A 19,221-nucleotide genomic window follows, 5' to 3' on the forward strand; every position below is an offset into this window, starting at 1 on the left:
GTCAGCGGCTGGTCGGCAGGGAGAAGAAGCGGGAGATCAGCCGGGCCACCAGGTTGAGGCCCATGACGATGACGAACAGGGTGAGCGCCGCCGCCCACGCGCGTTCCACACCGAACTCCGGCCGGGCGCCGGGGATGCTGTACGAGTAGTAGGTGAAGATCGGCAGCGAGGACATCCGGCCGTCGAACAGGTTCCAGTTGGTTGCCGTGGTGCTGCCGGTGATGATCAGCAGCGGGGCGGTTTCGCCGATCACCCGGGCGATGGCGATGGTCACGCCGGTGGCGATGCCCGGAGCGGCGGTCCGCAGCACCACCCGCAACACGGTGCGCCACTTCGGCACGCCGAGCGCGTACGACGCCTCGCGCAGTTCGTTCGGCACCAGCTTGAGCATCTCCTCGACCGAACGGACCACCACCGGCACCATCAGCACCGACAGGGCGATGGCACCACCGAGGCCGAACCGGATGCTCGGGCCGAAGAAGATCGCAAAGAAGGCGAACGCGAACAGACCTGCCACGATGGACGGGATACCGGTCATCACGTCGACCAGCAGGGTGACCCACCGGGCCAGCCGGCCTTTGCCGTACTCGACCAGGTAGACGGCGCACATCACGCCGACCGGCACCGAGATGAGGGTGGCCGCGCCGGTGATCATCAGGGTGCCGACGATGGCGTGCAGCGCCCCGCCGCCCTCACCCAGCACGCCCCGCATGTCGCTGCTGAGAAAGGTCCCGTCGAACCGGTGGATGCCGTTCTGCGTGACGGTGATCATCAACGACAGCAGCGGCAGCATCGCGAGGGTGAAGGCGAGGCTGACCAGCACGGTGACGAACCGGTCCTTGGCCCGACGACCGCCTTCGACCTGCCAGGAGACAGCCGGCAGGGCCACCATCACGAGCAGTACGCCGATGGCCAGCGAGAGCGGGATGGCAAGCCCGAGGCTGAGGCCGCCGACCAGGCCGACCGACAGGCTGCCGCTGACCACCGCCCACGGTGCCCAATTCGGCAGTACGCCGCTGGTCAGCGGGCTCGTGGCGGGTGCCCGGGGCGGGGTGATGGTGGTCATGCGTTCGCTCCCGAGAAGTCGCGCCGACGGGCGACGACGGCCCGGGCGGCGAAGTTGACGACGAAGGTCAGTGCGAACAGCACCAGGCCGGTGGCGATCAGCGCGTTCACCGCCAGCCCGCTGGACTCGGGGAAGTCCAACGCGATGTTGGCGGCGATGGTGCTGCTGTTGACCGAGTCGATCAGGTTGATGGTGATCACGTCGGAGGCGGAGAGCACCATCGCGACCGCGAGGGTCTCGCCGAGCGCCCGGCCCAGCCCGAGCATGCTGCCGCTGATGATCCCGGAGCGACCGAACGGCAGCACGGTCATCCGGATCATCTCCCAGCGGGTGGCACCGAGCGCCAGGGAGGCTTCCTCCTGCAGCCGGGGTGTCTGCAGGAAGACCTCCCGGTTGACCGCGGTCATGATCGGCAGGATCATCACCGCCAGCACCAGACCGGCGGTCAGCATGGTCCGGCCGGTGGCCGACGCGGGGCCGGCGAAGAACGGGATGAAGCCCAGGTACTCCTCCAGCCACTGGTAGACCGGAACGATGTTCGGGGCGAGGAAGAAGATGCCCCACAGTCCGTACACGACGCTGGGTACGGCGGCCAGCAGGTCGACCAGGTAGCCCAGACCGGCGGCGATCCGGCGCGGCGCGTAGTGCGAGATGAACAGCGCGATGCCGATCGCGAGTGGGGTGGCGAACACCAGCGCGATCACCGCGGCGAGGACCGTGCCGAACAGCAGCGGGGTGACGTACGCGATGAAGCCTTCACCGCCGGGCAGGTCCTCCGGGTCGGCGACCAGGGCGGGGAGTCCCTCGTAGAGCAGGAAGGCCGCGACCGCGGCGAGGGTGACCAGGATGAGTACGCCGGCGCCGACGGCGGTGCCGGAGAAAATCTGGTCACCGATCCGTTTGCCGGACCGGCCCCGGCGACGGGTCTCGGCGTTCGGCGGCTCGCCCGTCGACGTGCCGCGCGGCGAGTCGCCGCCGGGCGGCGGATCACTCGATGGGGTACCGCTCTGCGCGGTGGCGGGCTTTGTCACGGATTACGCCTCCTCAGGCCGTGTCGTGACGGGCGGTGCGGGGATACGCCGCAGGTCCGGACGGCCACCGGGTGACCGTCCGGACCTGGGTCGCAGGGGCTGGACGTGGTGCTGGACTCAGCCGGCGACGGTGATCGCGTCGATGGCCTGCTGTGCCTGGCTGCGCAGCGTCGCGGAGATCGGCGCGGAGCCGGCGTTCTCGGCGGCGGCCTGCTGGCCCTCCTCGCTGATCACGTGGTTGAAGAACGCCTTGACCAGGTCGACCTTCTCCTGGCTGTCGTAGTTGACGCAGGCCAGCTGGTAGGAGACCAGCACGATCGGGTAGACGCCGGCCTCGGTGGTGTCCCGGGGCAGGTCGATGGCGAAGCTGAACTCGGGGCGACCGGCGACGGTCTCGGCGGCGTCGACGACGGCGGCGGCCGCCTCGGCCGAGTACTCGACGAACTCCTCGCCGACCTGGACCGCGGCGACGCCGAGGTCGGTGGCCTGGGAGGCGTCGATGTAGCCGATGGTGCCCTCACCGCCGCGCAGCGCGGCAGCGACACCCTGGGTCTGCGCGGCGGCCTCGCCACCGGTGGTCGGCCAGTCGCCGGAGACCTCGTACGGCCAGTCGGCCGGGGCGGCCTTGGCCAGGTAGTCGACGAAGTTCTCGGTGGTGCCGGACTCGTCCGAGCGGTGCACGGCGGTGATCGCCAGGTCGGGCAGTTCGGCGTCCGGGTTGAGCTCGGCGAGCGCCGGGTCGTTCCAGTTGGTGATCTTGTTGTCGAAGATCTGGGCGATCGCCGACGGCGACAGGTTCAGCGTCTCCACGCCCGGCAGGTTGTACGCCACGGCGATCGGGCTGATGTAGCCGGGGAACTCGATGAAGCCCTGCTCGCCGCAGGTCTCCAGGGCCGCCGCGACCTCTTCCTCGTCGAGGTACGCGTCAGAGCCGGCGAAGTCGGAACCGCCGCTGGTGAACTGCTCGCGGCCGCCGCCGGAGCCGATCGGGTCGTAGGTGACGGTCGCGTTGGGGGCGACGGAGGTGAATCCGGCGATCCACGCCTCCATCGCGGCGCCCTGCGAGGAGGCGCCGGCGCCAGCGAGGTCGCCGCTGACCGGGTTATCGGAACCGCCGTTGGGATCCGTGCCGGTTTCACCGTCGTCGCCGCACGCGGCCACGCCGAGGGTAAGCATGACGGCGACCGGCAGGGCGGCCAGCCGGAGGGACTTACGATTCACGGTGCGTTGCCTCTCTGAGGTCGGGTGGCGAGTCGCCGCCCAGGGGTCGCGGGGGCGAGTTCACCGTCTCGAACGCCGAGGACGGTACGAGCCGTGGCTAAACTGCCGACCGGAGCATGGTGAACAGAAGGTGAACGGGGATTGTATGGTCGCCGTCCGAGCTGAGCCGACGCTCGACTGTGACCGACGTCGCACCTCGGCCGACGCGTTTCGCCGCCTACGTCGGTGATCAGCTTTCGGGCCGGTCGCGCCGCACCAGCCGCCAGCGGCGGGCCTGCTCGGCCGGGAGCTGGTAGCCGACCGCACCGGAGCGGCCCGAACCGGTCCGGGCCATCCGCTGCAACGGCAGCCCCCACCTCGGATAGTCGTGGTACGCCTTGACGATCCGGGTCAGCCCACCGAGCGCGCCGATCACCTTGTCGACCGGGCTGCCGAGCCGCGCCGCGAGGTCGCCGACCGACATGGTCTCGCCGGGGTGCTCGGCGAGCAGGTCGAGGATCGCGAACACGGTCTGGTGCGTCCGGGACCGACCCTGGGCGAACCGGCGCAGCTCCTCGACCGGCCACTCCTTGGCGGCGCGGGCCGTGGACCGGGCCCGCCGGGCTGGCTTCGGGATCGGTCTGGGCCGTTGGTCGAGCTCCTCGATCAGCCGGGCGATGTGCGAGACGTACTCGGCGGGCACGGCAAGATGCACGAGGTCGTCGGCGTCCGTCGGCGCACCCCGCGCGGCTGAGGTCCCTGGTCGTGGAGCCATCTGTCCCGTCCGGTAGCGATGGCGGGCGAGGACCGCCCGGCACCCTGTCGCGTTTGTGCGCGCCAAAGTATCACCGCTTGGTAACGCAAGATCATCTATCCGGATCAGGGCTTGACAACCGCGAAACTGACCGTCCCGTCCGGATCGACGTACAGCTGAGGGGTGACCGGTACGGCCGGATCCCGGCTGGCGGCGGCCGCGAAGACGGCACCCGGGTCGGCGCAGCCGGCGACCTCGTCGAGCGTCACCCGGGTGGGTGGCAGCAGCTGCCAGTCGCCGGTCTCCGCCCGGTCCAGGGCGAGCCTCGGCCGGACCCACAGCGTCTCATCCGCCTCACCGGACACGTCCCGGGTCGCCTGCCCGACCGGCAGCCGGGCCACGAAGAAGTGGGCGTCGAACCGGCGTGGCTCGAAGTCCGGGGTGATCCACCTGCTCCACGCGGCCAGCAGGTCCGACCGCAGGGTCAGCCGCCGACGGCGCAGCAGCTCCGCGAAGCTCAACGTCCGGGCGAGCAGGGCCTGCCGGTCGACCTCCCACTCCGGACTGTCCACCGCGTCGACCACAGTGGTCTCGTCCGGGCCGGCCAGCAGCACCCCGGACTCCTCGAACACCTCCCGGGCGGCGGCGCAGACCACCGCCCGCGCCTGGTCCGGTGGACACCCCAGCCGCGCCGCCCAGTGCTCCGGGTCCGGCCCGGCCCAGTCCAGCTCGCCGACGGCGTCGGAGGGATCCACCCCGCCGCCGGGGAACGCGTACACCCCGCCGAAGGCGACGGCCGCCACCCGCCGGATCAGGTAGACCTCGAACCCGGGGCTGCCGGGCGCCCCCGTCGGCCCCGGATCCGTTGTCGGCCCGGGTTCCGTTGTCGGGCGCAGCAGCAGCACGGTCGCGGCGACCCGTGGTCGCACCGGTTCCCGGCCCGCCGCGTAGAACCGGCTGGCGTGCTCGACCATTGCCTCGGGCACGGCGAACAGCATTGGATCGGGTGGCGCGGCGGAAGCTGCGACGGCGTCGTCGGTGGGCACGCGCCGAGCGTAGGTCGTGACCCGGCAGACCGGCCAGCACGCCCCGCCGTCGCCGCGCACGGACTCGCTGGCTAGCGTGCCTGGCATGACTCGTTGGGGAATCCTCGCCACCGGCGGCATCGCCGCCCGCTTCGTCGAAGACCTGCAGTTGTTGCCCGACGCCGAGGTGCTCGCGGTCGGCTCCCGCTCGGTGGCCAGCGCGCAGGCGTTCGCCGACCGCTACGGCATTCCGCGGGCGTACGGATCGTGGGACGAGCTCGCTGCGGACGGTGACGTCGACGTCGTCTACGTGGCGACACCGCACTCGGCGCACCACGCCGCGACCATGACCTGCCTGGCCGCCGGCCGGGCGGTGCTGTGCGAGAAGCCGTTCACCCTTGATCTGGCCAGCAGCACCGAACTGGTGGAGACCGCCCGGACCCGGGACGTGTTCCTGATGGAGGCCATGTGGATGCGGTGCAATCCGACCGTACGCCGGGTGTGTGAGCTGGTCGACGACGGCGCGATCGGTGAGGTCGTCTCGGTGCACGCCGACTTCGGCCTGGCCGGGCCGTTCGGGCCGGAGAGCCGGATGCGCGACCGCGCGCTCGGCGGCGGCGCTCTGCTCGACCTGGGCATCTACCCGGTAAGCCTGGCGCATCTGGTGCTCGGCCGGCCGGACTCGGTGCACTCCTGGGCGAAACTCACCCCGGAGGGCGTGGACCAGAACACCGGCGTGCTGCTGGGCTACGAGTCGGGCGCGGTGGCCGCGTTGACCTGCGGCATCGTCGGGGCCACTCCGGTGGTGGCGACGATCACCGGCAGCACCGGCCGGATCGCCTTGCCGGACCCGTTCATCTGCCCGAGCGAGTTCACGCTCCGCCGGGGCACCGGGGACCCGGAGGTGGTGCGGGTGGTCGAGCCGGCCGGCAACGGCTACCAGTACGAGGCGGCCGAGGTGCACCGCTGCCTGGCCGCCGGTCTGCGGGAGAGTCCGCTGGTGCCACACGCGGTGACTCTCGAGGTCATGGAGCTGCTCGACACGATCCGCGGTCAGATCGGCGTCAGCTACGACTGATCCTCCGGTCGAGGGCTGACCCGGTCTGCCGGCCGGCTCCGAACCCTCGGCCGGCTTGACTCCATCACTTACCTCAGTAATCATTGAGTCAATGAACGCTGAGGTAAGTCACCGCGCCGGCGACGGGCCGACGCCCGCCCACCCGCTGGAGCGACGCGCCCGGGTGCACGCCGCGCTCGGCGACCCGGCCCGGCTGGCCATGGTCGACCTGCTGCACCTCGGCGACGCCGCCCCCGGCGAGTTGGGTCGACGGCTCGGGCTGCCGAGCAACCTGGTCGCCCACCACGTCAAGGTCCTGCAGGAAGCAGGCCTGCTGCGCCGCGTCCGGTCCGAGGGTGACCGCCGCCGCAGCTACCTGCAACTGGTGCCGGACGTCCTCGCCGGGCTGGCACCACCGCCGCTGGCCGACGTCGAGCGGGTGGTCTTCGTCTGCACCCACAACTCGGCCCGTTCCCAGCTCGCCGCAGCGCTCTGGCAACGCACCGGCCCGACCCCGGCCGCCTCAGCCGGCACCCGACCAGCGACCCGGGTGCACCCCCGGGCGGTGGCGCTGGCCCGCCGGCTCGACCTCGACCTCGACCCGGCCCGCACCGCACACGTGTCGGCCGTCGTCGGCGACGGCGACCTGGTCGTCGCAGTCTGCGACAACGCCCACGAGGAGCTGACCGGGGCCGGCGCGCCCGACCTGCACTGGTCGGTGCCGGACCCGGTCCGGGTGGACACCGACGCCGCCTTCGAAGCCGCGTACGCCGAACTCGCCGGCCGGGTCCACCGGCTGGCCCCCGTCATCACCAGCCGGGCCACCGCCCCCACGTCCCCCGGAGCCGACCATGTCTGACGTCACCGACGCCGTCCGCCCCGACCTGTCCATCGACCAGCAGGTGGCGCTGCGTACCGCGGCCGCCCGGCTGGCCCGGGAGTTCGACGGCACCTACAACACCGAGACCATCGAACGGTTCCTGGCATCCAGCTACGACCAGTTCGCCACCGGCAGCACCATCCCCAACTATCTGCCGCTGCTCGCCGAGCGGTTCGCCCGGCAGCGGCTGCAGGCCCTGGCCCGGGTCGAGGGCCGGCACTCCGACGGCCGCCCGGTGGTGCTCTTCCTCTGCACCCACAACGCCGGCCGCAGCCAGATGGCGCTCGGCTTCCTCACCCACCTGGCCGGGGACACGGTGGTCGCCTGGTCCGGCGGCAGCGAGCCGGGCCACGAGGTCAACCGGGCGGCGATCGCGGCGATGGCCGAACGCGGCATCGACATCTCCGGCGAGTACCCGAAGCCGTGGACCGACGAGGTGGTCCGCGCCGCCGACGTGGTGGTCACCATGGGCTGCGGTGACGCCTGCCCGGTCTTCCCCGGCACCCGGTACGAGAACTGGGAGCTGGACGACCCGGCCGGGCAGGACGTCGACGGCGTACGGCCGATCCGCGACGAGATCGAGCGCCGGGTCCGCCGGCTGCTGGACGACCTACAGAAAGTGGGGAACACGTGAACCCGATCGCACTCTGGCGACGGCTGCTGGCCGAGTTCGCCGGCACCGCCCTGCTGGTCACCTCGGTGGTCGGTTCCGGGGTGATGGCTCAGTCGTTGTCGCCGGACGACGTCGGGCTGCAGCTGCTGCAGAATTCGATCGCCACCGCCTTCGCGCTCGGCGCGCTGATCCTGATCTTCGGCCCCGTCTCCGGCGGGCACTTCAACCCGGTCGTCTCGGCCGCCGACTGGTTCCTCGGGCGACGCAGCCGCACCGGGCTGACCCTGCCGGATCTGACCGGCTACGTCGCCGCGCAGGTGACCGGCGGCGTCGCCGGGGCGATCCTGGCCAACCTGATGTTCGCCCTACCAGCGGTGGCCTGGTCCACCAAGGAGCGGTCGGCGGGCAACCTGTGGCTCGGTGAGGTGGTCGCCACCGCCGGTCTGGTCCTGCTGGTCTTCGCGCTGGCCAGGTCGGGCCGGGCCGGCGCGGCACCGGCCGCGGTCGGTGCCTACATCGGTGCCGCCTACTGGTTCACCTCGTCGACGTCGTTCGCCAACCCGGCGGTGACGATCGGCCGGGGCTTCACCGACACCTTCGCCGGCATCCAGCCCGCCTCGATTCCGGCGTTCCTGGTCGCCCAGGTCGTCGGTCTCGCCGTCGGAGTCGCCCTGCTGCTGGCGCTCTACCCGGGGGCGGGACGCGCCGCCGACCAGGTCGTAGTGCCGGCAGAGCCGGCTCGGCCGGCAGATTCCGCCGAGCCGGCAGATCCCGCCCGGCCGGGCGGATCGGCGACCGACGAGGTCGACGACCTGGCGACCGCCCGCCCCTGACCCGCCGCACCCACCCCTCGAAGGAGACACCGTGAGCAAGCCCAGTGTGCTGTTCGTCTGCGTACACAACGCGGGCCGGTCCCAGATGGCCGCCGGCTGGCTGCGTCACCTCGGCGGCGACGCGGTCGAGGTCCGCTCGGCCGGCTCCGCGCCGGCTGAGACGGTCAACCCGGCGGCGGTCGAGGCGATGCGCGAGGTCGGCATCGACATCACCGACCAGACCCCGAAGCTGCTGGCCTGGGCCACGGCCGAGTCCTCGGACGTGATCGTCACGATGGGCTGCGGCGACGCCTGCCCGACCTTCCCCGGCAAGCGGTACGAGGACTGGCAGTTGACCGACCCGGCCGGCAAGGGCGTCGAGGCGGTCCGGCCGATCCGCGACGAGATCCGCCGCCGGGTCGAGGCACTGCTCGCCGACCTGGTGCCGGCGAGCAGCTGACCTGCTGACCGGTCAGCAGGTCAGCTGAACAGCGGACGGACGACGAAGTACATCACCGCGCCGATGCTGCCGGCCGCCGGGAAGGTCAGGATCCAGGCACCGACGATGTTGCCGGCGACGTTCCACCGTACGGCCGACAATCGCTTGGTCACCCCGACGCCCATGATCGCCGAGGTGATGGTGTGTGTGGTGGAGATCGGCGCGCCGAGCACCAGGGCGTTGAAGTAGAGCACCGAGCTGGCGACGGTCTCGGCGGCGAACCCCTCGGGCGGCCGCAGGTCGATGATCTTGCGACCGAGAGTACGGATGATCCGCCAGCCACCGGCGTAGGTGCCCAGCGCCAGCACGGTCGCCGAGGTCCAGAAGACCCATTCCGGGATGGTCTCGGCGTCGGACTGGAACCCGCCGACGAACAGCGCCAGCACCACGATGCCGATGGTCTTCGCGGCGTCCTGCATGCCGTGCCCGACCGACATCGCCGCCGCCGAGATGGACTGGGCGATCCGGAAGCCCCGGTTGAGCTTGCCGGGCTGGCCGTTGCGGAAGATCCACTGCACGGCGAGCATGACCAGGAAGCCGAGGGCGAAGCCGACCAGCGGGGAGAGCACCATCGGTGCCACCACGTCGCCGGCGATGCCGCCCCACAGCACGGTGCCGGAGGCGGCGATGGTGGCGCCGACCAGGCCGCCGATCAACGCGTGCGACGACGACGAGGGCAGCCCGAAGTACCAGGTGATCAGGTTCCAGGTGATCGCGCCGACCACGCCGGCGAAGACGATGCCGAGGCTGGAGACGCCGGCCGGCAGCTCGACCAGGCCGCTGCCGACGGTCTTGGCCACCTCGGCGCCGAAGTGGGCGCCGATGAAGTTGCCGACCGCGGCCATGATCAGGGCGACCCGTGGGGTGAGTGCCCGGGTGGAGATGCTGGTGGCGATGGCGTTGGCCGCGTCGTGGAACCCGTTGGTGTAGTCGAAGACCATGGCAACGGTGATCACCGCGAGGACGGCGATGAGTTCGGCGCTCACCCGGCTCAGGACTCCTTGACCGCGATGGTCTCGACTGTGTTGGCCACGTGCTCGAAGGCGTCGCAGGCGGCCTCCAGCTCGTCGGCGACCTCCTTCATCTTCAGCACGGTGAGCGCGTCGTACTCGCCGGAGAAGAGCCGGACCAGCAGCATCCGGTACGCCCGGTCGCCCTCGTTCTCCAGCCGGTTGCACTCGATCCAGTAGTCGTCGAGGTCCTTCATCGCCCGCAGCCGGGGCATCGCATCGGCGGTCACCCGGGCCTGCTGGTCGAGCACCGCGATCAGCTCGTGCATCTCCCGGGGCAGCGACGGCAGCTGGGTCAGCCCGTAGAGGTAGAGCAGGTTGCCGACCGCCTCCAGGTGGTCCATCACGTCGTCGAGCTGGCTGCCCAGCCGGTAGATGTCCTCCCGGTCGAACGGGGTGATGAACGCCGAGTTGATCTTCTTGTAGAGGTCGTGGGTGATCTGGTCGCTGTCATGCTCGACCTCGGTGAGCCGATCACTGACCGACTGGACGTCGACTCCGGGCAGGGCGAGTTCGTTGAGCAGCTCGGTGCCCCGCACGAGGTTCTGCGCGGCCTTGGTGAACAGTTCATAGAAGGCGCCCTCGACCGGGCGGAAGGAGAACTTCACAGCGCAGACCTCGTCGGAGACGGTGGGGAACAGGGGCTGGCCACGGGAAACGCCCGCGCGCTCTGCAGGGAATGCTAGGTAACAGCGAATCGCGTCTGCTCGCGGCCCACCCCTGTACACCTACAGGTCAGTCTTTGTTCATCCACCGTTCACTTTCGGTCCGTCCCCGGCGAGCAGCCGGGCGTGCTCCTTGCGCAGGTCGAAACGAGCTGGCGGGTAGCTCAGGTCCAGATCCGCGAAGTGCTCCCGGAGCAGGTGCGCCAGCGCCCAGTCCCGGTACCACTTGCGGTCGGCCGGCACCACGAACCAGGGCGCGGCGTCCGTGGCGCACCGGCTCAACGCCTCCGTGTACGCGGCCTGGTAGTCCGGCCACTTGCTGCGCGCGTCCACATCCCCCGGGTGGTACTTCCAGTGCTTGGTCGGATCGGTCAACCGGGACAACAGCCGCTCCCGCTGCTCCGCGTACGAGATGTGCAGGAACACCTTGATCAGCACGAACCCCTCGTCGACCAGCCCGGCCTCGAATTCGTTGATCTCGTCGTAGCGGGCCCGCCAGGTCTCCTCCGGCACCAGCGACTCGACCCGTACGACCAGCACGTCCTCGTAGTGTGACCGATCGAACACCCCGACCTGGCCGGCGTCCGGCAACGCCCGGCGGATCCGCCACAGGAAGTGGTGCGCCAGCTCCTCCTCGGTAGGCGGCCCGAAGGCCCGGATCCGCAGGCCGAGCGGGTTCATCGCGCCGGCCACCCGCTTCACCGCGCCGCCCTTGCCGCCGCAGTCCATGGCCTGCAGCACCAGCAGCACCCGCCGACCGGCCGCGCTGCCGGCGACCGCCTGGGCGTGCAGCATCTCCTGCTGCTCGGCCAGTTCGTCACCGATGCGGCGGACCTCGGCGCGGGCCCACGACTTGCGGTCCGGCCCGGTCACCGACAGCGCCGGCAGCCCTGGCGTCGACCTCGGGTCGATCGCGGAGAGGTCGACCGGCCGGCCGGCGCCGACCCGTAGCAGTTCCCGGACAGGTGGCTCGTACAGGTCAGCAGTCATCAGCCGATCATCGCCCAGCCGGCCCCCGGCCGACCAGCCGACCACTCCCCGACCAGCCGACCGGCGAGCCAGCCGGGTCAGCAGACCAGCGCCAGCCACTTCCGGTAGGCCGAGGCGAACGGCTCGGTGCCGTCGCCGAGCGCGTCCTGCAACCAGCGGGCGGCGGCCCAGGCCGACTCCACCACGTCCTCCGGGTAGCCGTACCGCACCCGGTGCTCGGCAAACTCGTCCTCGTCGCGCAGCTCCACGAGGCCGGTTGCCCGGCGCCGCACCACATCAAGATCAAGATCTATGAGGTGTACGGTGGACTCGTCCTCCCAGCGGGCCGGGCTGGCGATGTCGCAGTAGACCTCACTGGTGCGCGGCGGCGGGTTGAACATGCAGGTCCACCACTGCTCACGCGGCACCAGCAGGACGAACGGGATCTGCTCCACCGACGGGCGACCGTGATAGATCGACTCGGTGCCCCGGGGCACGCCGAGCCACACGCCGACCTCGTCCTCAGTCAACCGGCGGGCCGGATAGTCCCGGTGGGCCGAACCGTCGTACTTGCGATAGACCACCCGTACGACATCGCTGGACATGTGTCGCACCTTAACGGATGGCCGCCCACCGCAAGGCAACGTGCAGGTGACGCCCCAGTGCCGGCGCCAGCACCCGGGCGTCACCGGGCGACACCGGCCGGCACGCTGTGGATGACCGCCGAGGACGACGGTGGTGATCGGTACTGTCACCGGGTGACCCCTGCGACGACCACCAGCACCGCGTCCGCTCCGGCGGCCCCGCCGCGCCCGGCCGGCCGCTCCGGCACCGGTCGGCCGAGCGCCGCCCAGTTGCTCGCCGCTGCGGTCGGCGCGGTCCCCGGCGGTGCGGCTCGGCCCGGCCAGCAGGAGATGACGTCGGCGATCGCCGATGCCATCCGCAGCCGGCACCACCTGCTCGTGCAGGCCGGCACCGGCACCGGTAAATCGCTGGCCTACCTGGCGCCCGCGCTGACCGTCGACGGCCCGGTGGTGGTCTCCACCGCCACCCTGGCGCTGCAATCGCAGCTGGTCGAGCACGACCTGCCCCGGCTCGCCGACGCGGTCGAGCCGATCCTGCGCCGCCGGCCCACCTTCGCCGTCCTCAAGGGCCGGCACCACTACCTGTGCCTGGCCCGGCTGGAGGACTCGGCCGAGGAGGAGCCGACGGACCTGTTCGACGCCGCCGGCGACAACGGCGACAGCGGCGGTAGCAACGGTGGCAGCGGCGGCGGCACCCGCTGGTTGGGTGCCGCGAACCGGCTAGGCAAGCAGGTGCAACGGTTGCGCGACTGGGCGATGGAGACCGACACCGGCGACCGCGACGAGCTGGACCCCGGCGTCGACGACCAGGTGTGGCGGCAGGTGTCGATGCCGGCCCGGGAATGCGTCGGGGCGGCCCGCTGTCCGTACGGCGAAGAGTGCTTCGCCGAGGCGTCCCGGTTCCGGGCCCGCGAAGCCGACGTGGTCGTCACCAACCACAGCCTGCTCGCCGTCGACATGCTCGCCGGCCGGCACATCGTGCCGCCGCACAAGCTGCTGATCGTCGACGAGGCCCACGAGCTGGCCGACCGGGTCTCCTCGGCCGCCCAGGCCGAGCTCACCCCGGACGTGATCGACCGGGCCGCCCGGCGGGCCCGGCCGCTGCTGCCGCCGGAGACCGCCGAGCAGCTCACCGAGGCCGGTGACGCCCTCGCCGTTGGGCTGGGCGAGTCCCCGGCCGGGCGGCTGACCAGCGGTCTGCCGCCAGCGCTGCACGAGGCGTGCACCCTGCTGGAGTCGGCGACCCGGGCCGCGCTGGACAAGATCGGCGACATCAAGGCCGACGACCCGGACCCGGTGCGCAAACAGCAGGCCAAGTCGGTGCTGGACGAGCTCTCCACGACCGCCCAACGGCTGCTCGACGAGGCCGAACACGACGTCGCCTGGGTGGAGAAGCCGGACGCTCCGGCCGCCAACCGCCGGGCGCTGGTGGTGGCACCGCTGTCGGTGGCCGGCACCCTGTCCAGCCACCTCTACGAGGAGCGGACCGTGGTGGCCACCTCCGCCACCCTGACCCTCGGCGGCCGGTTCGACACGGTGGCCCGGTCGCTGGGTCTGGAGACCGCCGCCCCGGCCACCGAGCAGACCGAGGCGGTCACGGCCGACGATCTCAGCTGGCGGTCACTCGACGTCGGTTCCCCGTTCGACTACCCCAAACAGGGCATCCTGTACGTCGCCGCGCATCTGCCCCGGCCGACCGTCTCCGGGCTGCCCGCCCAGGCCGGCGAGGAGCTGCTGTCGCTGATCGGCACACTCGGTGGCCGTACCCTCGGGTTGTTTTCGTCCCGGCGGGCCGCGCAGCAGGCGGCGGAGCTGGTCCGGGCGCGGACCGGGCTGACCGTGCACGTGCAGGGCGAGCAGGCGTTGCCGCTGCTGGTCCGCCGGTTCCGGGAGGACCGGGCGAGCTGCCTGTTCGGCGTGATGTCGCTGTGGCAGGGGGTCGACGTGCCCGGCGATGCCTGCCAGCTGGTGGTGATCGACCGGCTGCCGTTCCCCCGGCCGGACGAACCGCTGGCCGCCGCCCGCGCCGCCGCCGTGGACGCCGCCGGCGGCTCCGGGTTCGCGGCGGTCAGCGTGCCGGTCGCGGCGGTACGCCTGGCGCAGGGCGCCGGTCGGCTGATCCGGTCCACCGGTGACCGGGGTGTCGTGGCGGTGCTGGACTCCCGGCTGGAGACCGCCCGCGGCTACGGTGCGTTCCTGCGCCGCTCGCTGCCGCCGTTCTGGTACACCACCCGGCCCGAGGTGGTGCAGGGCGCGCTGCGTCGACTCGCCGCCAGCTGACCCGCCGCGAACGCCGCGAGTCAGGCGGGTCGGCCGCCGGCCGGCAGCGTTCAGATCACGGTGGGCTGGTGCCGATCACCACGGACTCCGGCGGTGGCGGCGGCGGGACGTGGCGGCGGCGGGCCAGCCGGCGTACCGCCGTGTTCAGCACCGCGATCAGCGGTACGGCGACCAGCGCGCCGACGATGCCGGCCAGCACCACACCGGAGGTCACCGCGAGCACCACGGCCAGCGGGTGGATCGCAACCGCCCGCCCCATGATCAACGGCTGCAGGACGTTGCCCTCCAGCTGCTGAACCGCGATCACCGCACCCAGGATGATCAACGCGGTGACCCAGCCGCTGTCCACCAGGGCCACCAGGATGGCCACCGCGCCGGACAGGGTCGCGCCGACGATCGGGATGAACGCCCCCAGGAACACCAGCGCGGCCAGCGCGAACGCGAACGGGATGTCGAACAGCACCAGGAAGATCCCGATGCCCACGGCATCAATGAACGCCACCAGCACGGTCGCCCGAACATAGGCGACCAGGGTCGTCCAGGCCGCGCTACCGGCGTCGTCCACCCGCCAGCGCGCGGCGACCGGGAACATGCCGACGATGAACCGCCAGATCCGCTGCCCGTCCCGGAGAAAGAAGAACGTCGAGAACAGCACCAGCAGCGCACCGGTGAACAGCTCCACGACCGTACCGGCGGTGGAGACCGCGCCGCTGGTCAACGTCTGGGTGTTCTCGGTAATCCAGTTCTGACCGGCCTCGACGTACTGGTCGAGCTGGCCGTCGTCGAGCTTCAGCGGCCCGGTGCGCAGCCACTTCTGAATCTCCCCGATGCCGCTGGCCGCCTTCTCGCTCAGGTCGGGCAGGCCGGTGATGAACTCGTTGACCACCAGGGTCAGCGTGCCGACCACCCCGGCCAGCCCGGTGATCAGCACCACCGCCGTGGCCAGGGTGCGGGGCACATGGGCCCGCAGCAGCCAGCCGACCGCCGGGGCGAGCAGCGCGGCGAGCAACAACGCCACCAGCACCGGGATGATGACGATCCGGACGTTGCCGATGACCCGCAGCAAGGCCCAACCGACGATGCCGATCACGATCAGCCGCCACGACCAGGCTGCGGCGATCCGTAGCGCGTGCGGCACGTCCGCGTCGTCGCGGCTCGTGGTCGACAGATGTCCGTCACCCGGCGGCGGGGTCTCCGCGCCCGGGTCGGCACCCGCGCCGGTCAGCTCGTCGGCGGCACCGGCCGCGGCGGCCCGGCGGGACCGTTCCCGCTCCCGGGCGGCCCGCACCGACTCCCGCCCGGCCTCGTACGCCTGGCGTAGCCGCCCTCTCATTTGTTGCAGCCGGCTCAAGCGAACCCCCGGAGTCGAGTATCGGTGCGTACACGGTAGCGGGCACATGTGCGTCGTTGCTGCCGCTACCTCCCTGGACTCTCCCCGATGTGCCCCGTACGGGCATCGGGCAACCATCCGGCCGACCCACCCGCGACCGGCCGGCACACCCACGCGGTACGGTTCGGTCGTGACCGCCGACCCACCACACGACAACGGTTTGCCGATCCGCCTGCTGCACGACCGGGTGCTGGTCAAACTCGAAGGCGGCGAGGGCGAACGCCGCTCCACCGCCGGCATCGTGATCCCGGCCACCGCGTCGGTGGGCCGGCGACTGTCCTGGGCAACCACGGTCGGGGTCGGACCGAACGTACGCTCGATCGTCACCGGTGACCGGGTGCTGTTCGACCCGGAGGACCGCTCCGAGGTCGAGCTGCACGGCCGGGGCTACGTCCTGCTCCGCGAACGCGACGTGCACGCGGTGGCCGCCCAGCGGGTCGAGGAAGACTCCACCGGCCTGTACCTGTAGCTCAATAGCCCACGCCGTCTCTGCACGCCAGCGGCGGGGCCCGTTGCGGCGGCATCCGATAGTAGGATCGGCGTGTGACGCCAGATGAGACCACTCCTGAGCCGCTGACGGCGGTGCAGCCCTTGGCAGCTGCCCTGGGTCAGGCGGCGCCCTTGCCGCTGAGCGCGGATGAGCTTGCGGAGTTGGAAGCGGCGCAGGACCGCGCGGACGCCGACGCTGAGCGGATCTGGGGCGTACGGGGGCAGGCAGCGGCGTGAGGCTACGCCCACCACGGGTCTTCGACGGCTCGGCGCTGATTGATCTCTTTAACGGCTACCGGGAGCTTGGCGAGCTGCTCGACCAGGCCGAGTCCGGCTGACCGAGCACACCGCGATCGAGATCGGTGGCTGGCCAGGAAGTCTGCCCGCTCGGCACGTCGTGCACGAGGCTGCGGCGGCACGCGGTGGCCGCCGACGCTCCAGTGTGGCTGCGGCACCAGCGGTACGCCCGCGACACCGTACGCATGATCACCACCAGTCGACGTCGGACGATGGGCCAGGAGTTGGCGAAGCTCGCCACGTTGATGGACGGCCAGACCGCCTGACCTGACACCGCCGCTCTGCGTTGATCCAATGCGCCCCATCAACTCGACACGCCGACGCCACCTCAGATCACCCGCATCCGATCCCGCGCCGACTCGCTTTCCACTGGTCAGGTCACTCGTGCGCTGCGGCTCGTTCCTGGCGAACCTGTTCCAACATGGCGGTGTCTGAGGCGAGGTCCGGATGCTCCACCTGACGGTCGAGCTCGACGACGATTTCGAGTTCGTCGATCGCCTTGTCGAGGTCCCCTTCCGCCCGGTGAACCATCGCGATGTTGTACCGGGTGACCGCCTCACCAGCCCGATCACCCACCTCCCGCCGAATCGGCAACGCCTCCCCATAAAACACCAACGCCCGCCGCCGATCCCCCAACCCGTCGTACACCTCGCCAATGTTGTTAAGCGACGCAGCTTCGTTGCCACGGTTGCCGGCCTCCCGGTACAGACGCAGCGCCTGCTCGTAACTGGCCAGTGCCTGCCGAGGCTGCCCGGTAGCCCTTTGGGCCCAGCCCAGATAGTGAAAGGCGCTCGCGTCCTCGCCGAGCGCCAAGGTCGCTATCGCCAAGGTCACCACGTCGACAAACCGGGACATACGCAGCCACCCCATCGCCACCCGGTGCCCGACGTTCCGGGCGATCGCCGCCTCCCGGCCAGCCACCGCGAGTCGGTGCACCTCCACCAACTGGCTGACGGTTGTCGTCGACCTGCCGCGTACCGGCGTTTCCAGGTTCCCGAGACGACCGGCCGACGCCACTGAGGCTGGATCTTTCAACCCGGCACCCTCCCTGTCCCGTGTAGGGCGATCGTCTCGATACCACCACTGGTCGCCAGCAAGGCGAGACCCTCTACAACGGCCAGCAGGATATGGGCGGCACCGATCCGGCGGCCAGAAATGACCATGATCTGACATCGCGAGTTGACCATGACTGCAACCAGGAGGAAGTTGATCAGGCTTGCCTGACTATCGGCGATTCTGGATGGCAGCAGGTGGGCGGAGTACGGTCTGATGTGGTGGTGTGCCGGGGATCGCGGGCTGGTGTGCCGCTGTCCAGACCGTTGACGGGGAGGGACCACGGATGGCCACCATCGGCGACAACATCGCGCAGGTCAGGCGCCGGCAGTCGCTCACTCAGGAGCAGCTCGCGGCGGCGGCCGGGGTGAGTACGGAGACCATTCGGAAGCTGGAGACGAATCAGCGTACGACGCCTCGGATCGCGACGTTGCATGCGATCGCGCGGGCGCTGGGCGTGCCGACGACGACTCTGCTCGGCGATGCGAGCACCGGGGCGGCCCGCCGGGAGCCCGGTCATCGTCCGTTGGCGTTGCTCGATCTGCGTCGGGTGTTGATCCCTGCCCGTGGCCCGGCCGGCTACATAGCTGACGAGGTGCCGGCGTTGCCGGCGGCGGGCGTGCCGGGTCGGCTGGCCGAGGCGGACCGCGCCTACCACCGGGGCGACCACGCCGCCGCGTTGGCCGTGCTGCCGCCGCTGATCGCCGGAGCCCGGCACGCCGCTGAGAACGCCGACGACGCCAACAGGCCTGCCGCGTACCGGACCTTAGCCCGCACCTATGACCTGACCAGCAGCCTGTTGATCCAGGTACGCGCGGTCGACCTCGCCTACCAGGCTGTGAACGCCGCCCAGGGCGCTGCCGCATCTGCCGGCGACGAGCTGCTCAGCGCGACGACGGTCAAGCGCATGTCGTGGTTGCTGCTGCGCCAGGGCCGGCTGACCGACGCGGAGCGGCTGGCGATCGCCACCGCTGACAGCGTCGAACCACGGTTCTCCCGCGCCACACCGGATGAGCTCGCGGTGTGGGGCTGGCTGCTGGTGGCGGCAGCCGCCGCTTCCGCGCGGGACAACCGGCCGGACGACGCCGCCGCCCAGCTCGACGCGGCGGCGGCTGCGGCGGCCCGGCTGGGCAGCCGGCCGGTGAGCGCTGATCATCTGACCATCGTCGGTGGAATGCGGTCGAGCATGGTCGACATGATGCGGGCCGAAGCGGCGGCGGTCGCTGGCGAGCCTCGCCGGGTGCTCGACTTGGCGGCCAACGTCCGTCGTGGTGGTGTCGAGAAGACGACGTGGCGGCGACACCGGCTCGATGTCGCCCGTGCCCACGCCGAGCTGCGGGACTGGTCGGAGGCGACGGCGGTGCTCAGCGAGCTGGCCGCCGACGCTCCAGTGTGGCTGCGACACCAGCGGTACGCCCGCGACACCGTCCGCATGATCACCACCAGTCGACGTCGGGCGATGGGCCAGGAGCTGGCGAAGCTCGCCGCGTTGATGGACGGCCAGGCCGCCTGACCTGCACAACCGGTACCGGGAGTACCGGTTTTGG

21 protein-coding genes are annotated in these 19,221 nt (G+C 71.1%); 10 read left to right on the forward strand and 11 right to left on the reverse strand.

Annotation, left to right across the window (positions count from 1 at the left end):
• Position 1 precedes the first annotated feature (1 nt).
• From pstA to O7621_RS01710, 5 genes are all read right to left on the reverse strand, one after another.
• The gene (gene pstA / locus O7621_RS01690; protein WP_282232413.1) at positions 2-1,066 is read right to left on the reverse strand and encodes a phosphate ABC transporter permease PstA; all 1,065 of its coding nucleotides are present in this window, start codon (positions 1,064-1,066) and stop codon (positions 2-4) included.
• A complete protein-coding gene (gene pstC, locus O7621_RS01695; protein ID WP_282232414.1) occupies positions 1,063-2,097 on the reverse strand; it encodes a phosphate ABC transporter permease subunit PstC in 1,035 nt (344 codons plus the stop codon). Before pstC ends, pstA begins: the two co-directional genes overlap by 4 nt.
• Before the next feature lie 117 nt (positions 2,098-2,214).
• A complete protein-coding gene (gene pstS, locus O7621_RS01700; protein ID WP_282232415.1) occupies positions 2,215-3,318 on the reverse strand; it encodes a phosphate ABC transporter substrate-binding protein PstS in 1,104 nt (367 codons plus the stop codon).
• A 229-nt stretch (positions 3,319-3,547) separates the two neighbouring features.
• A complete protein-coding gene (locus O7621_RS01705) occupies positions 3,548-4,072 on the reverse strand; it encodes a hypothetical protein (RefSeq protein ID WP_282232416.1) in 525 nt (174 codons plus the stop codon).
• Between the two features lie 104 nt (positions 4,073-4,176).
• Entirely contained in the window at positions 4,177-5,049 is an 873-nt protein-coding gene (locus O7621_RS01710) for an NUDIX hydrolase (RefSeq protein WP_282234822.1), read from the reverse strand.
• Between the two features lie 133 nt (positions 5,050-5,182).
• Between O7621_RS01710 and O7621_RS01715 the strand changes: the two genes are divergently transcribed.
• The 5 genes from O7621_RS01715 (at position 5,183) to O7621_RS01735 (ending at position 8,898) form a co-directional block, all read left to right on the forward strand.
• A complete protein-coding gene (locus O7621_RS01715; RefSeq protein WP_282232417.1) occupies positions 5,183-6,154 on the forward strand; it encodes a Gfo/Idh/MocA family oxidoreductase in 972 nt (323 codons plus the stop codon).
• 91 nt (positions 6,155-6,245) lie between these two features.
• Positions 6,246-6,992, forward strand: coding sequence for a helix-turn-helix domain-containing protein (locus O7621_RS01720; RefSeq protein WP_282232418.1), 747 nt, complete (start codon positions 6,246-6,248; stop codon positions 6,990-6,992).
• Entirely contained in the window at positions 6,985-7,647 is a 663-nt protein-coding gene (locus tag O7621_RS01725) for an arsenate reductase ArsC (RefSeq protein ID WP_348775279.1), read from the forward strand. Before O7621_RS01720 ends, O7621_RS01725 begins: the two co-directional genes overlap by 8 nt.
• On the forward strand, positions 7,644-8,459 hold the full coding sequence (locus O7621_RS01730) for an MIP/aquaporin family protein (RefSeq protein WP_282232419.1): 816 nt from the start codon (positions 7,644-7,646) through the stop codon (positions 8,457-8,459). Before O7621_RS01725 ends, O7621_RS01730 begins: the two co-directional genes overlap by 4 nt.
• 85 nt (positions 8,460-8,544) lie before the next feature.
• Positions 8,545-8,898 (forward strand): arsenate reductase ArsC, encoded by a 354-nt coding sequence (locus O7621_RS01735; RefSeq protein WP_282234824.1) that lies wholly within the window; start codon positions 8,545-8,547, stop codon positions 8,896-8,898.
• Positions 8,899-8,918: 20 nt separating this feature from the next.
• On the opposite strand, the gene O7621_RS01740 is transcribed toward O7621_RS01735, so the two are convergent.
• The 4 genes from O7621_RS01740 to O7621_RS01755 form a co-directional block, all read right to left on the reverse strand.
• Positions 8,919-9,923 (reverse strand): inorganic phosphate transporter, encoded by a 1,005-nt coding sequence (locus tag O7621_RS01740; protein ID WP_282232420.1) that lies wholly within the window; start codon positions 9,921-9,923, stop codon positions 8,919-8,921.
• Positions 9,924-9,928: 5 nt separating this feature from the next.
• Entirely contained in the window at positions 9,929-10,555 is a 627-nt protein-coding gene (locus tag O7621_RS01745) for a DUF47 family protein (protein ID WP_282232421.1), read from the reverse strand.
• A gap of 138 nt (positions 10,556-10,693) precedes the next feature.
• Positions 10,694-11,602: a PPK2 family polyphosphate kinase gene (locus tag O7621_RS01750; RefSeq protein ID WP_282232422.1), complete on the reverse strand. Its 909-nt coding sequence runs from the start codon at positions 11,600-11,602 to the stop codon at positions 10,694-10,696.
• A gap of 77 nt (positions 11,603-11,679) precedes the next feature.
• Positions 11,680-12,186 carry a DUF402 domain-containing protein gene (locus O7621_RS01755; RefSeq protein WP_281552984.1) on the reverse strand — a complete coding sequence of 169 codons (507 nt, stop codon included), beginning with the start codon at positions 12,184-12,186 and terminating at the stop codon, positions 11,680-11,682.
• A gap of 111 nt (positions 12,187-12,297) precedes the next feature.
• Here O7621_RS01755 and O7621_RS01760 point away from each other — a divergent pair, with 111 nt between their 5' ends.
• Positions 12,298-14,445, forward strand: coding sequence for an ATP-dependent DNA helicase (locus O7621_RS01760; RefSeq protein WP_348775280.1), 2,148 nt, complete (start codon positions 12,298-12,300; stop codon positions 14,443-14,445).
• Positions 14,446-14,500: 55 nt separating this feature from the next.
• Here O7621_RS01760 and O7621_RS01765 read toward each other — a convergent pair whose 3' ends face one another.
• Positions 14,501-15,844, reverse strand: coding sequence for an AI-2E family transporter (locus tag O7621_RS01765; RefSeq protein WP_348775281.1), 1,344 nt, complete (start codon positions 15,842-15,844; stop codon positions 14,501-14,503).
• 121 nt (positions 15,845-15,965) lie between these two features.
• On the opposite strand from O7621_RS01765, the gene O7621_RS01770 reads away from it, so the two are divergent.
• The 3 genes from O7621_RS01770 (at position 15,966) to O7621_RS01780 (ending at position 16,887) form a co-directional block, all read left to right on the forward strand.
• Complete coding sequence (locus O7621_RS01770) at positions 15,966-16,304, forward strand: co-chaperone GroES (protein ID WP_123605868.1); 339 nt, start codon at positions 15,966-15,968, stop codon at positions 16,302-16,304.
• Between the two features lie 122 nt (positions 16,305-16,426).
• The gene (locus tag O7621_RS01775; RefSeq protein ID WP_282232424.1) at positions 16,427-16,561 is read left to right on the forward strand and encodes a hypothetical protein; all 135 of its coding nucleotides are present in this window, start codon (positions 16,427-16,429) and stop codon (positions 16,559-16,561) included.
• Positions 16,562-16,686: 125 nt separating this feature from the next.
• Positions 16,687-16,887 (forward strand): hypothetical protein, encoded by a 201-nt coding sequence (locus O7621_RS01780; RefSeq protein ID WP_282234828.1) that lies wholly within the window; start codon positions 16,687-16,689, stop codon positions 16,885-16,887.
• Between the two features lie 112 nt (positions 16,888-16,999).
• Here the strand turns inward: O7621_RS01780 and O7621_RS01785 are convergent, their stop codons facing one another.
• Entirely contained in the window at positions 17,000-17,542 is a 543-nt protein-coding gene (locus O7621_RS01785; RefSeq protein ID WP_282232425.1) for a tetratricopeptide repeat protein, read from the reverse strand.
• Positions 17,543-17,960: 418 nt separating this feature from the next.
• On the opposite strand from O7621_RS01785, the gene O7621_RS01790 reads away from it, so the two are divergent.
• The gene (locus tag O7621_RS01790) at positions 17,961-19,187 is read left to right on the forward strand and encodes a helix-turn-helix transcriptional regulator (RefSeq protein WP_282232426.1); all 1,227 of its coding nucleotides are present in this window, start codon (positions 17,961-17,963) and stop codon (positions 19,185-19,187) included.
• The last annotated feature ends 34 nt before the right edge of the window (positions 19,188-19,221 follow it).

Origin of the sequence: Solwaraspora sp. WMMD937, from assembly GCF_029581175.1 — a bacterium.
Taxonomy (GTDB): Bacteria; Actinomycetota; Actinomycetes; order Mycobacteriales; family Micromonosporaceae; genus Micromonospora_E.

Coding starts and splice junctions, on each gene's coding strand:
- pstA (WP_282232413.1), bottom strand. CDS start 1,066: ATGACCACCATCACCCCGCCCCGGGCACCCGCCACGAGCCCGCTGACC.
- O7621_RS01705 (WP_282232416.1), bottom strand. CDS start 4,072: ATGGCTCCACGACCAGGGACCTCAGCCGCGCGGGGTGCGCCGACGGAC.
- O7621_RS01710 (WP_282234822.1), bottom strand. CDS start 5,049: ATGCTGTTCGCCGTGCCCGAGGCAATGGTCGAGCACGCCAGCCGGTTC.
- O7621_RS01715 (WP_282232417.1), top strand. CDS start 5,183: ATGACTCGTTGGGGAATCCTCGCCACCGGCGGCATCGCCGCCCGCTTC.
- O7621_RS01720 (WP_282232418.1), top strand. CDS start 6,246: ATGAACGCTGAGGTAAGTCACCGCGCCGGCGACGGGCCGACGCCCGCC.
- O7621_RS01725 (WP_348775279.1), top strand. CDS start 6,985: ATGTCTGACGTCACCGACGCCGTCCGCCCCGACCTGTCCATCGACCAG.
- O7621_RS01735 (WP_282234824.1), top strand. CDS start 8,545: ATGGCCGCCGGCTGGCTGCGTCACCTCGGCGGCGACGCGGTCGAGGTC.
- O7621_RS01750 (WP_282232422.1), bottom strand. CDS start 11,602: ATGACTGCTGACCTGTACGAGCCACCTGTCCGGGAACTGCTACGGGTC.
- O7621_RS01755 (WP_281552984.1), bottom strand. CDS start 12,186: ATGTCCAGCGATGTCGTACGGGTGGTCTATCGCAAGTACGACGGTTCG.
- O7621_RS01760 (WP_348775280.1), top strand. CDS start 12,298: ATGACCGCCGAGGACGACGGTGGTGATCGGTACTGTCACCGGGTGACC.
- O7621_RS01765 (WP_348775281.1), bottom strand. CDS start 15,844: ATGTGCCCGCTACCGTGTACGCACCGATACTCGACTCCGGGGGTTCGC.
- O7621_RS01790 (WP_282232426.1), top strand. CDS start 17,961: ATGGCCACCATCGGCGACAACATCGCGCAGGTCAGGCGCCGGCAGTCG.